Source organism: Kushneria halocnemicola (assembly GCF_965650455.1).
Taxonomy (GTDB): Bacteria; Pseudomonadota; Gammaproteobacteria; order Pseudomonadales; family Halomonadaceae; genus Kushneria.
In genome coordinates this window covers 3389736-3403368 of the sequence record NZ_OZ287968.1, presented here as the reverse complement: position 1 = coordinate 3403368, position 13633 = coordinate 3389736, and the positions used below count along the sequence as shown (strand labels likewise).

Sequence of the window (13633 nt, the reverse complement as noted above, 5' to 3'; positions counted from 1 at the left end):
TCACCCGCTATGGCTGCCCTTTCCAGAGCATTCCACTAGCACATTGTGTGACGCCATCCCGGCGTGAGCGGCTGGGCCAGAGCCCTAAAATGCCGCATGAGTGACTAGTGTTGGGTTAATCAACCTTGATCTGTACGTCTACACCAGCTGCCAGATCAAGCTTCATCAGGGCATCAACCGTTTTCTCGGTCGGCTCAACGATGTCCAGCACACGCTTGTGGGTACGAATTTCATACTGATCGCGCGCGTCCTTGTTGACGTGCGGTGAAATCAGGATGGTATAGCGCTCGCGCTTGGTCGGCAGCGGAATCGGACCGCGAACCTGTGCACCAGTGCGCTTGGCAGTATCCACGATTTCCTGTGCAGACTGATCGATAAGACGATGATCAAAGGCTTTCAAGCGAATGCGAATCTTCTGGTTCTGCATTACCCGGGACTCCAGGGAAATTCAAGACGATGTCTGACGCCGATGGGCGCCTGACCGCCTACGCACGCCTCAAAAGGATGCGCATTATAGGCAGGCACTCGCTCAGAGTCAAACATGCATATGACAAAGGGGCCTCCCGACGGAGGCCCCTTTAGATTTCGAGCAATGAAATCACTCGACGATCTTGGCAACCACACCAGCGCCGACGGTACGACCGCCTTCGCGAATGGCGAAGCGCAGACCGTCTTCCATGGCGATCGGAGCGATCAGGGTAATGACCATCTGGACGTTGTCGCCCGGCATGACCATTTCTACGCCTTCCGGCAGTTCACAGGTACCAGTTACGTCAGTGGTACGGAAGTAGAACTGCGGACGATAGCCCTTGAAGAACGGCGTATGACGACCGCCTTCTTCCTTGGACAGGATGTAGACTTCGGACTCGAACTTGGTGTGCGGCTTGATGCTGCCCGGCTTGGCCAGAACCTGACCACGCTCGACATCATCACGCTTGGTGCCACGAAGCAGCGCACCAACGTTCTCACCGGCACGACCTTCGTCGAGCAGCTTACGGAACATCTCGACACCGGTAACGGTTGTCTTGACGGTGTCCTGGAGGCCGATGATTTCGACTTCTTCGCCCGGCTTGACGATACCGCGCTCAACACGGCCGGTCACAACAGTACCACGACCCGAGATGGAGAAGACGTCCTCGATCGGCATCAGGAACGGCTGATCGATGGCACGCTCAGGCTCAGGGATATACTCATCCATGGCACGAACGAGGTTGGCAACGGCAGTAGTACCCATGCCATTGTCGTCCTTGCCTTCCAGTGCCATCAGGGCAGAACCGATGATGATCGGCGTGTCATCGCCCGGGAAGTCGTACTCGGACAGAAGCTCACGAACTTCCATTTCGACCAGCTCGAGCAGCTCTTCGTCATCGACCATGTCAGCCTTGTTCAGGAAGACAACGACAAACGGAACACCGACCTGACGAGACAGCAGGATGTGCTCGCGCGTCTGCGGCATCGGGCCGTCAGCTGCGGAACAGACCAGGATAGCGCCATCCATCTGGGCAGCACCAGTGATCATGTTCTTGACGTAGTCAGCGTGCCCCGGGCAGTCAACGTGCGCGTAGTGGCGCGTTTCAGACTGGTACTCAACGTGTGCTGTCGAGATCGTAATACCACGCTCACGCTCTTCAGGAGCGTTGTCGATGGTTGCGAACTCGCGCCAGTCACCGCCAAATACTTCGGCAGAAACACGTGTGAGGGCCGCTGTCAGCGTAGTCTTGCCATGGTCAACGTGACCGATGGTGCCTACGTTTACGTGCGGTTTGGAACGTTCAAATTTTTCCTTGGCCACTGCTATAACCTCTCTGTCGACTAACGGTTATCATTTCTGGTTAATGACGGCTTCGACGATGCTGGACGGTGCCTCATCGTACTTCGCAAACTCCATGGAGTAGCTTGCGCGGCCCTGGGTCTGAGAACGCAGATCGGTCGCATAACCGAACATCTCACCCAGCGGCACCATGGCACGGATAACCTTACCGGAAGTAGTGTCATCCATACCCTGAACAAGACCACGCCGACGGTTGAGGTCGCCCATGACATCACCCATGAACTCTTCGGGTGTTACCACTTCAACACTCATCACCGGCTCGAGCAGAACTGCTCCGGCCTTGCGTGCGCCCTCCTTGATTGCCATCGATGAGGCAACCTTGAAGGCATTCTCATTGGAGTCGACGTCGTGATAGGAACCGTCATACAGCGCAACCTTGACGTTGATCATCGGATAACCGGCGATGACACCGTTCTGCAGCTGCTCAAAGGCACCCTTCTCGACTGCCGGCACATATTCCTTGGGTACTACACCACCCACGATCTCGGAATTGAACTTGAAGGTCATTTCCGGATCGTCACCGCGGTCTGCATCCGTCAGCGGCTCGATGCGCAGGTAGACGTGGCCGAACTGGCCGCGACCACCGGACTGACGAACGAACTTGCCTTCCTGCTCGACGCTTTTCTTGATCGTCTCGCGATAGGCAACCTGCGGCTTGCCGATATTGGCTTCTACCTTGAACTCGCGACGCATGCGGTCAACGAGAATGTCCAGGTGAAGCTCACCCATACCGGAGATGATGGTCTGGCCGGTTTCTTCGTCGGTCTTGACGCGGAACGAGGGGTCTTCCTGAGCCAGCTTGCCCAGGGCAATACCCATCTTTTCCTGGTCTGCCTTCGACTTGGGTTCAACGGCAACCGAAATAACCGGTTCCGGGAACTCCATGCGCTCCAGTACGATCTTCGAATTCGGATCGCAGAGCGTATCACCTGTCGTGACATCCTTGAGACCGACACAGGCAGCAATGTCGCCCGCGTAGACCTGCTTGATCTCCTGACGGCTGTTGGAGTGCATCTGAACGATACGGCCAACACGCTCTTTTTTGTCCTTCACCGAATTGTAAACCTGGTCACCGGAGTTCAGTACGCCAGAGTATACGCGGATAAAGGTCAGCGTTCCGACAAACGGGTCGGTCGCGATCTTGAAGGCCAGTGACGAGAACGGCGCACTGTCATCGGCTTCACGAGTTTCGATGGTACCCACGGCATCATCAAGCTCACCTTCGATCGCCTTGACTTCGGTCGGCGACGGCAGGTACTCGATAACCGCATCCAGCATGGCCTGTACGCCCTTGTTCTTGAACGCGGAGCCACAGGTAACCAGAACGATTTCGTTGTCCAGCGTACGACGACGCAGACCGGCCTTGATCTCCTCAACGGAAAGCTCTCCACCTTCGAGATACTTTTCCATCAATTCTTCAGAGGCTTCTGCGGCAGACTCGACCATGTGCTCGTACCATTCCTGAGCCGTTTCCTGCAGCTCGGCCGGAATGTCAACGAGGTCATAGGTCATGCCCCGATCGCCTTCATTCCAGAGAATGGCCTTCATCTGAAGAAGGTCGATGACACCCTTGAATTCGTCTTCCGCACCCCAGTTGATCTGGATCGGTACGGCATTGGCGCCCAGACGCTTGCGCATCTGTTCGACCACCATGAAGAAGTCGGCACCGGCACGGTCCATCTTGTTGACGAACACCATGCGGGGAACTTCATAGCGGTTGGCCTGACGCCAGACGGTTTCGGTCTGCGGCTGAACACCGGAGCTGCCGCACAGTACGACGACCGCGCCATCGAGAACACGCAAAGAACGCTCAACTTCGATCGTGAAGTCAACGTGCCCGGGCGTGTCGATGATGTTGATGCGATGCTCATCGAACTGCTGATTCATGCCGCTCCAGAAACAGGTGGTCGCAGCAGAGGTGATGGTGATACCACGCTCCTGCTCCTGCTCCATCCAGTCCATGACAGCGGCGCCTTCATGCACTTCACCGATCTTGTGAGAAAGACCCGTGTAAAAGAGCACGCGTTCGGTCGTCGTTGTCTTGCCGGCATCAACGTGGGCGCAGATACCGATATTGCGGTAGCGCTTAAGAGGAGTCTTGCGTGCCACGATAGCGTATCCTGTAGTTGGAAGCGCCTTCGCCTGAAGGCGCTTCTATTAGAAGCGGTAGTGAGAGAAGGCCTTGTTGGCTTCTGCCATACGATGGACGTCTTCACGCTTCTTGACAGCAGCACCCTTGCCTTCAGCCGCGTCCAGCATTTCGCCGGCCAGCCTCTGCACCATGGTCTTCTCACCGCGATTGCGAGCAGCGTCCACCATCCAGCGCATGGCCAGCGCCTGACGACGTGAAGGACGCACTTCAACGGGTACCTGATAGGTGGCACCGCCAACGCGACGTGATTTTACTTCGACCATGGGCTGGATGGCTTCCAGTGCCTTGTCGAAAATGTCCAGCGGCTCATCATTGGAGCGTTCGGCAACCCGATCCAGCGCACCATAAACGATGCGCTCGGCGACGGATTTCTTGCCGCTGATCATCAGGTGGTTCATGAACTTGGCCAAGCGCTCACTTCCGAACTTGGGATCCGGCAGGATGTCGCGCTTCGCCGCAATACGTCTTCTAGGCATGATAAGCCCTCAGTCAGAAGAGTCTTTCAGGTAAACCCGGGACCAAACACTCAGGGTGCGCTGCCCGGCCTTACTCTTATCAGACCGTGAAAATTGAATGAATACCGATCAGGACTTCGGCTTTTTGGTGCCGTACTTCGAACGCGCCTGACGACGGTTCTGGACACCGGAGGTGTCAAGTGCACCACGAACCGTGTGATAACGCACACCGGGAAGGTCCTTTACGCGACCGCCACGAATGAGCACCACGGAGTGTTCCTGAAGGTTGTGCCCCTCACCGCCGATATACGACGCAACTTCGAAACCGTTGGTCAGGCGAACACGGCAGACCTTACGAAGGGCCGAGTTCGGCTTTTTGGGCGTGGTGGTATAAACACGCGTGCAAACGCCGCGGCGCTGCGGGCATGCCTGCAGCGCAGGCACATCGCTTTTGGCCTGCGGCCGCTTGCGGGGCTTGCGCACCAGCTGATTAATCGTTGCCATAAAGGCTCGCTCCAATGATGATGATACAAAACAGCAGGGACAGGACGCACCTGCCCCTACTGTTAAAGGCTGCGAATTCTAAGGGTTCGCCTGCAAGGGCGTCAAGCCCTGCGCCGTAACCGGCGCAGAACCTGTCTGCCGCTAAAGGTCGTCATCAGCATCCAGTGCAGTCAGATGCTCGCCCAGCTGCTGCTCGACATCGAAGGCCGAAGGATGCTGATCGCGCGTGGCACCCTCTTTCCTGCGACGACGTTCGGCATGATGCGTAAGACCCGTGCCGGCCGGAATCAGACGTCCAACCACCACGTTTTCCTTCAGACCACGCAGATAGTCGCGCTTGCCGGTGACTGCGGCTTCGGTCAGCACTCGTGTGGTTTCCTGGAAGGAAGCCGCCGAGATGAAGGATTCCGTGGCAAGCGATGCCTTGGTGATCCCCAGCAGTACACGATCATACTTGGCCGGGAATTTCTCCTGCTCCTGCAGACGCACGTTTTCTGCCAGCACACGAACCAGTTCGACCTGATCACCCGGGATCAACGTGCTGTCGCCGGCATCGAGAACCTCTACCTTGCGCAGCATCTGACGCACGATAACTTCAATGTGCTTGTCGTTGATGCCGACACCCTGAAGGCGGTAGACGTCCTGGATTTCAGCCGTGATGTACTTGGCCAGTTCGCTGACGCCCAGCAGACGCAGAATATCGTGCGGGTTGCTCGGACCATCAGAGATGACCTCACCACGCTCGACGGTTTCACCTTCGAAGACACCGATCTGACGCCACTTGGGAATCAGCATTTCGATCGGATCACCATCGGTCGGCGTAATCATCAGACGACGCTTGCCCTTGGTTTCCTTGCCGAAGGTAATGGTGCCCGTGGCCTCGGCCAGAACAGAAGCTTCCTTGGGCTTGCGCGCCTCGAACAGGTCAGCAACGCGCGGCAGACCACCGGTGATGTCCTTGTTGCCGGACGCCTCGACCGGAATACGGGCCACCACTTCACCAATACCGATTGCCGAACCGTCATCAACGGAAACGATCGCATTGCCCGGCAGCATGTACTGCACCGGCGTATTGGAACCGGGCAGCGACACCGCTTCACCCTGCTCGTTTTGCAGCATGATCATCGGGCGCTTGTCACGGCCCGATGTTGGACGGTTACCGGCCTCAATAACCTCGATGGAGGAAAGCCCCGTCATCTCGTCAACACTTCTGTTGATGGTGACGTTTTCTTCCATGTCGGTGAACTGAATGCGGCCGTCCACTTCCGAGACGATCGGGTGCGTGTGCGGATCCCACTTGGCCACCACCTGGCCTGACTCGACCAGCGCACCGTCCTTGATGGACAGCTCGGCACCGTAGGGCAGCTTGTAGTACTCACGCTCACGGCCATGTTCATCGGCCACGGCCAGAGCACTGGAGCGCGATACCACAACCAGCTTGCCGTCACTGCGTTCAACATGCTTCATGTTGTGCAGGCGTACACTACCGCCATGCTTGACCTGAACGCTGTCCACAGCCGAGGCACGCGATGCTGCACCGCCGATGTGGAAGGTACGCATGGTAAGCTGGGTACCCGGCTCGCCGATCGACTGGGCAGCAATAACACCCACCGACTCACCCACGTTGACCACGTGACCACGCGCCAGATCACGGCCGTAGCAGGAAGAACAGACGCCGTGTGCGGTTTCACAGGTGATGGTCGAACGCACCACGATTTCATCGACACCCATGGTGTCGAGACGATTGCACCAGGCTTCATCAAGCAGCGTGTTACGCGGAATCAGTACTTCCTGACTCTGCGGATCCACGACATCACGTGCCACGACACGACCCAGCACGCGCTCGGCCAGCGAAACAATGATGTCACCACCCTCGATGACCGGGTGAAGTGTCAGGCCTTCTTCTGTGCCACAGTCGGTGTCGGTCACGACCACGTCCTGCGCCACATCGACCAGACGGCGTGTCAGGTAACCGGAGTTGGCCGTTTTCAGTGCCGTATCCGCAAGACCCTTACGTGCGCCGTGCGTGGAGATAAAGTACTGAAGTACGTTCAGACCTTCACGGAAGTTGGCCGTGATCGGCGTTTCGATGATTGAGCCATCCGGCTTGGCCATCAGGCCACGCATACCGGCCAGCTGACGAATCTGGGCCGCACTACCACGGGCGCCGGAATCCGCCATGATGAAGACGCTGTTGAACGAGTCCTGTTCGACTTCGTTGCCTTCACGATCGGTAACCGTCTCTTTCGAGATACCGGTCATCATGGCGCGGGCCACCTTGTCGTTGGCCTTGGACCAGATATCGATGACCTTGTTGTACTTCTCGCCGGCGGTAACAAGACCCGAGGAGAACTGATCCTCGATTTCCTTCACCTCATCCTCGGCCGCTTCGATAATTTCCTTTTTGGAATCAGGAATGACGAAGTCGTTAACGCCGATGGACGCACCAGACCAGGTGGCCAGACGGAAACCGGTATACATCAGCTGGTCAGCAAAGATGACAGTTTCCTTCAGACCCACCAGACGGTACCCGGCATTGATCAGCTGGGAGATCGCCTTTTTCTTCATCGAGCGATCGACCATCTCAAACGGCATACCACGCGGCACGATGCGATACAGCAGCGCACGTCCAACCGTCGTGTCCTTGACCGAGACCTGCTCGACAAGCTCACCGCTTTCTTCGTCACGGGCCCATTCACTCAGGCGAACGCGAACGCGGGCATGCAGGTCAACACTCTGGGTACCAAAAGCACGCTCAACTTCATTGAGGTCAGAGAAGGCCATTCCCTCGCCCTTTGCCCCAATACGCTCGCGGGTCATGTAGTACAGACCCAGCACAACGTCCTGAGACGGTACGATGATGGGATCACCGTTGGCCGGCGACAGCACATTGTTGGTCGACATCATCAGCGCACGCGCTTCAAGCTGAGCTTCCAGCGTCAGCGGTACGTGTACGGCCATCTGGTCGCCGTCAAAGTCGGCGTTATAGGCGGCACAGACCAGCGGATGCAGCTGGATGGCCTTGCCTTCGATCAGCATCGGCTCGAACGCTTGAATGCCCAGACGGTGCAGTGTCGGTGCGCGGTTAAGCAGGACCGGATGCTCACGAATCACGTCAGCGAGAATGTCCCAGACTTCCGGCATTTCACGCTCGACCAGCTTCTTGGCAGCCTTGATGGTGGAGGCCTGACCGCTGCCCTGAAGCTTCGAATAGATAAACGGCTTGAACAGCTCAAGCGCCATCTTCTTGGGCAGACCACACTGATGCAGACGCAGTGTCGGACCTACGGTGATAACCGAACGACCCGAGTAGTCAACGCGCTTGCCCAGCAGGTTCTGACGAAAACGCCCCTGCTTGCCCTTGATCATGTCGGCCAGCGACTTCAGCGGACGCTTGTTGGAGCCCGTGATGGCACGACCGCGACGGCCGTTGTCCAGCAGGGCATCAACCGATTCCTGCAGCATGCGCTTTTCGTTGCGCACGATAATGTCCGGCGCAGACAGATCCAGCAGCCGCTTGAGGCGATTGTTCCGGTTGATCACACGACGATAAAGGTCGTTGAGATCGGAAGTCGCGAAACGACCGCCATCCAGCGGTACCAGCGGACGCAGGTCCGGCGGCAGTACCGGCAGTACTTCCATGACCATCCAGCCCGGGTGGTTACCCGAACGATAGAAGGCTTCCAGGAGCTTGAGGCGCTTGGAAAGCTTCTTGATCTTGGTATCCGAATTGGTCTGGGGGATCTCTTCACGCAGACGCTCGATCTCTTCACCCAGATCGATGTCGGACAGCAATGCCTGAACAGCTTCGGCACCCATACGGGCATCAAAGTCATCACCGAACTCTTCAAGCGCTTCGAAATACTGCTCATCGTTGAGCAGCTGACCGCGCTCAAGCGTTGTCATGCCCGGGTCGATGACCACAAAGGATTCGAAGTACAGGACACGCTCGATATCACGCAGTGTCATGTCCAGCAGCATGCCAATGCGCGACGGCAGCGACTTCAGAAACCAGATGTGTGCGACCGGAGATGCCAGCTCGATGTGGCCCATCCGCTCACGACGCACGGACGCCTTGGTCACTTCAACGCCGCACTTTTCGCAGATAATGCCGCGATGCTTCATGCGCTTGTACTTGCCGCACAGGCACTCGTAATCCTTGACCGGACCAAAAATCTTGGCACAGAACAGGCCATCACGTTCTGGCTTGAACGTCCGGTAGTTAATGGTCTCGGGCTTTTTGACCTCGCCAAACGACCAGCTGCGGATCATGTCCGGAGAAGCAAGCGAAATCCGAATGGCATCAAACTCTTCGGACTGCGCCTGCGATTTAAGAACTTTGACCAGATCTTTCATGGGGTCGGCTCCGTTGCGGAGTTGTCATGAGCGGGGCCCGGTTTATCGGGGCCCCGCGGACCTTCATAGGATAAAGGCGGCGCTTAGCCTTCCAGCTCGATGTCGATACCCAGCGAGCGGATTTCCTTGACCAGTACGTTGAAGGATTCAGGCATACCCGCCTGCATGCTGTGATCACCGTCGACGATGCTCTTGTACATTTTGGTACGACCTTCCACATCGTCGGACTTGACCGTCAGCATCTCCTGCAGCGTGTAGGCCGCGCCATAGGCTTCGAGTGCCCACACTTCCATCTCACCGAAGCGCTGGCCGCCGAACTGGGCCTTGCCGCCCAGCGGCTGCTGAGTGACCAGCGAGTACGAACCGGTAGAGCGCGCATGCATCTTGTCATCCACGAGGTGGTTGAGCTTGAGCATGTACATGTAGCCAACCGTCACCGGACGATCAAACTTTTCACCGGTACGACCATCATAGAGCGCCATCTGACCTGAATCCGGCAGATCGGCCAGACGCAGCAGGCCCTTGATCTCCTGCTCATGGGCACCGTCGAACACTGGAGAGGCAATCGGTACGCCACCCGAGAGGTTCTTGGCCAGAGCCATTACTTCCTCATCGGTCAGCTCGTCGATATTCTCCTGGCGCCCACCACTGGTGTTGTACACCTGATGCAGGAACTCGCGAATCTCGGTGAGCTGCTGCTCGCGGGCATTTCGCATCATGCGATCAATCTTGACGCCGAGTCCGTGAGCCGCCATACCCAGGTGCGTCTCAAGGATCTGACCAACGTTCATGCGTGATGGAACGCCCAGCGGGTTGAGCACGATATCGACCGGCGTACCTTCATCGTCAAACGGCATGTCTTCAACCGGCATGATGGCCGAGATGACACCCTTGTTACCGTGACGGCCGGCCATCTTGTCGCCGGGCTGGATACGACGCCTGACGGCCAGATAGACCTTGACGATTTTCAGTACGCCCGGCGCCAGATCATCGCCCTGAGTAAGCTTGCGCTTTTTGTCCTCAAAACGCTCCTCCATCTCCTTGCGACGGGTTTCCAGCTGCTCGTCAGCCTGATGCAGCAGCTCGTTGAGCGCTTCATCCTGCATGCGAAGCTTCGACCACTGTGAACGCGGCAGCTCTTCAAGGTACTCATCGGTGACCACGTCACCCTTGGTGAGTCTCGGGCCACCGTTGACCGGCTGGCCGGACAGCGTGCGCTGCAGACGCTCGAAGGTCGCATTTTCAGCGATACGATAGGTTTCCTGCAGATCCTTGCGCACTTCGTCGAGCTGCTGCTGCTCGATGGAAAGTGCACGTGCATCCTTGTCGACCCCGTCGCGGGTAAAGACCTGAACGTCGATGACCGTGCCACGCATACCGGTTGAAGCGCGCAGCGACGTATCCTTTACGTCGCTGGCCTTCTCACCAAAGATGGCACGCAGCAGCTTCTCTTCCGGCGTCAGTTGGGTTTCGCCCTTGGGTGTGACCTTGCCGACCAGAATATCGCCCGGGTTGATCTCGGCACCGATGTAGACCACGCCGGATTCATCCAGCTTGCCCAGTGCCGCTTCGCCCACGTTGGGAATATCCGATGTAATCTCTTCGGCGCCCAGCTTGGTGTCACGCGATACGCAGGTCAGTTCCTGAATGTGGATCGTGGTGAAACGATCCTCTTCAACCACGCGCTCCGAAATCAACATGGAGTCTTCGAAGTTGTAGCCGTTCCAGGGCATGAAGGCGATACGGATGTTTTGGCCCAGTGCCAGATCGCCGGTATCCACCGACGGCCCGTCAGCCAGAATGTCACCGATGGCAATTTTGTCACCCTGACGCACGATCGGACGCTGGTTCTGACAGGTATTCTGGTTGGAGCGAACGTATTTGGTCAGGTTGTAGATATCAACACCGGCTTCACCGCCGATGATCTCATCTTCATTAACCCGAATAACGATGCGCTTGGCATCCACCGAATCAACCAGACCGCCACGTCGTGCCACGGCGCAGACACCAGAGTCACGTGCCACGAAACGTTCCATGCCTGTTCCGACCAGCGGCTTGTCCGCCTTCAGGGTCGGTACGGCCTGACGCTGCATGTTCGAACCCATCAATGCACGGTTGGCATCGTCGTGCTCAAGGAACGGAATCAGGGCAGCGGCAACCGAGACAACCTGGCGCGGCGACACATCCATCAGCGTCACCTTGTCGGGCGCCATGAAGGTGGTCTCACCACGGTGACGGACCTGAACCAGATCATCGATCAGCTGACCGTTTTCATCGACCGTGGCGGATGCCTGGGCAATGATGAAATCACCCTCCTCGATCGCCGACAGATGCACGACATCATCGGTCACCTGGCGATTTTCCACCTTGCGGTAGGGCGTCTCGAGGAAGCCATAGTGATTGGTATGGCTGTAGGTGGCCAGCGAGTTGATCAGACCAATGTTCGGACCTTCAGGAGTCTCGATCGGGCACAGACGACCATAGTGCGTGGCGTGTACGTCACGCACTTCAAAGCCTGCACGCTCACGCGTCAGACCGCCCGGCCCGAGTGCGGACACACGACGTTTGTGCGTGACCTCGGACAGCGGATTGTTCTGGTCCATGAACTGGGAAAGCTGCGAAGAACCGAAGAATTCCTTGACCGCTGCCGCTACCGGCTTGGCGTTGATCAGGTCCTGCGGCATCAGGCCTTCACTTTCGGCCATGGACAGACGTTCCTTGACCGCGCGCTCGACACGCACCAGGCCAACACGGAACTGGTTTTCGGCCATTTCGCCGACACTTCGGATACGACGGTTACCCAGGTGGTCGATGTCATCGACATCGCCAAAGCCGTTGCGAATATTGATGAGCTCTCTGAGCACGTCAATAATATCGCTATGGGTCAGAACCCCCGGACCTTCGTCGTTGTCACGACGCAGGCGACGGTTGAACTTCATGCGGCCCACGCCGGACAGGTCGTAGCGGTCTTCGCTGAAGAACAGATTGTTAAACAGCGATTCAGCCGCTTCCTTGGTCGGCGGCTCGCCCGGACGCATCATGCGATAGATCTCGACCAGCGCTTCGAGCTGTGAACCGGTGGGATCAACACGTAGAGTGTCGGAAATGAAGGAACCGGTATCGAGGTCGTTGGTATAGAGCGTCTCGATGGTGGTAATGCCGGCCTGACCGATCTTTTCGAGCATCTCGAGTGTCAGCTCGGTATTGCAGGCAACCAGCAGCTCACCGGTATTGGGATCGACCTGATCCTTGGCCAGTGTCTTGCCAAGGAGATACTCCATCGGAACGTCAAGGCGCTCGATGCCTGCCTTTTCAAGCTGACGGATGTGCTTTTGGGTGATACGACGCCCTTCTTCAACAATGACATTGCCGTCATTGTCAGAGATATCAAAGCTCGCCGTATCACCACGCAGGCGCGAAGGCACCAGCTGCACGGAGAATCCGTTTCTTTCGACATGATAAACATCAGTGTCGAAGAAATAGCCGAGAATATCCTCGGCGCTATAGCCCAGTGCGCGCATGAGCACGGTGGCAGGCAGCTTGCGGCGACGGTCGATACGCACAAAGACGTTATCGCGCGGATCAAACTCGAAATCCAGCCAGGAACCGCGATAGGGAATCACACGGGCTGAATACAGCAGCTTGCCCGAAGAATGACTCTTGCCCTTGTCGTGGTCAAAGAACACGCCCGGGCTGCGGTGGAGCTGAGAAACAATAACGCGCTCGGTACCGTTGACAACAAAGGTACCGTTTTCGGTCATCAGGGGGATTTCCCCCATGTAGACTTCCTGCTCCTTGATATCCTTGATCGCCTTGTTCGAAGACTCGCGATCATAGATGATCAGACGTACCTTGACGCGCAGGGGCGCTGAATAGGTCACACCTCGCAGCTGACACTCCTTGACATCAAAGGCAGGAGTGCCGAAGCGATAACTGACGTACTCGAGTGCCGCGTTACCCGAAAAGCTTTCGATCGGGAACACGGACTTGAAGGCGGCATGCAGACCAATATCATGGCGACCTTCAGGGGCACGATCCTGCTGCAGGAAGTCATAATAGGAATCAAGCTGGATGGCCAGCAGGTAAGGCACATCCATTACTTGGGGCAGTTTGCCGAAATCCTTGCGGATGCGTTTTTTCTCAGTGTATGAGTAAGCCATCTGTAATCCCCAGCTTGTTCACCATGAGTGACTGGCGTGATCGGTACACCAGCGGATTGGCTCCATCAGGCGCCAACGGCAAGCTTCCCGAAGGAGAGCTCGCCGCTTGAAGTTTTCCGGATCGCCTTAGCGTACTAGCGGCTTGTCTATAAGCACGCTAAGCCCATCCGGCAAC

Annotated in this window: 7 protein-coding genes; all 7 read right to left on the bottom strand. The window is 57.1% G+C overall.

What is annotated here, in order from left to right; translation table 11 throughout:
* Nucleotides 1-115: 115 nt before the first annotated feature.
* Nucleotides 116-427, bottom strand: coding sequence for a 30S ribosomal protein S10 (gene rpsJ / locus ACS92L_RS15410; RefSeq protein ID WP_090130883.1), 312 nt, complete (start codon nucleotides 425-427; stop codon nucleotides 116-118).
* Between the two features lie 171 nt (nucleotides 428-598).
* Nucleotides 599-1792: an elongation factor Tu gene (gene tuf / locus ACS92L_RS15405; RefSeq protein ID WP_438765984.1), complete on the bottom strand. Its 1194-nt coding sequence runs from the start codon at nucleotides 1790-1792 to the stop codon at nucleotides 599-601.
* A gap of 30 nt (nucleotides 1793-1822) precedes the next feature.
* Nucleotides 1823-3940: an elongation factor G gene (gene fusA, locus ACS92L_RS15400; RefSeq protein WP_438765983.1), complete on the bottom strand. Its 2118-nt coding sequence runs from the start codon at nucleotides 3938-3940 to the stop codon at nucleotides 1823-1825.
* Nucleotides 3941-3988: 48 nt separating this feature from the next.
* A complete protein-coding gene (gene rpsG, locus ACS92L_RS15395; RefSeq protein WP_086620797.1) occupies nucleotides 3989-4459 on the bottom strand; it encodes a 30S ribosomal protein S7 in 471 nt (156 codons plus the stop codon).
* Nucleotides 4460-4567: 108 nt separating this feature from the next.
* Nucleotides 4568-4942: a 30S ribosomal protein S12 gene (gene rpsL, locus ACS92L_RS15390; protein WP_438765982.1), complete on the bottom strand. Its 375-nt coding sequence runs from the start codon at nucleotides 4940-4942 to the stop codon at nucleotides 4568-4570.
* Between the two features lie 141 nt (nucleotides 4943-5083).
* Nucleotides 5084-9298, bottom strand: coding sequence for a DNA-directed RNA polymerase subunit beta' (gene rpoC / locus ACS92L_RS15385; RefSeq protein ID WP_438765980.1), 4215 nt, complete (start codon nucleotides 9296-9298; stop codon nucleotides 5084-5086).
* Between the two features lie 83 nt (nucleotides 9299-9381).
* The gene (gene rpoB, locus ACS92L_RS15380; RefSeq protein ID WP_438765979.1) at nucleotides 9382-13458 is read right to left on the bottom strand and encodes a DNA-directed RNA polymerase subunit beta; all 4077 of its coding nucleotides are present in this window, start codon (nucleotides 13456-13458) and stop codon (nucleotides 9382-9384) included.
* Nucleotides 13459-13633 lie beyond the last annotated feature (175 nt).

What these genes read in the sequence shown, in the direction of transcription:
- rpsJ (WP_090130883.1), bottom strand. Translation starts at nt 427, where the DNA reads ATGCAGAACCAGAAGATTCGCATTCGCTTGAAAGCCTTTGATCATCGT.
- rpsG (WP_086620797.1), bottom strand. Translation starts at nt 4,459, where the DNA reads ATGCCTAGAAGACGTATTGCGGCGAAGCGCGACATCCTGCCGGATCCC.
- rpsL (WP_438765982.1), bottom strand. Translation starts at nt 4,942, where the DNA reads ATGGCAACGATTAATCAGCTGGTGCGCAAGCCCCGCAAGCGGCCGCAG.
- rpoC (WP_438765980.1), bottom strand. Translation starts at nt 9,298, where the DNA reads ATGAAAGATCTGGTCAAAGTTCTTAAATCGCAGGCGCAGTCCGAAGAG.
- rpoB (WP_438765979.1), bottom strand. Translation starts at nt 13,458, where the DNA reads ATGGCTTACTCATACACTGAGAAAAAACGCATCCGCAAGGATTTCGGC.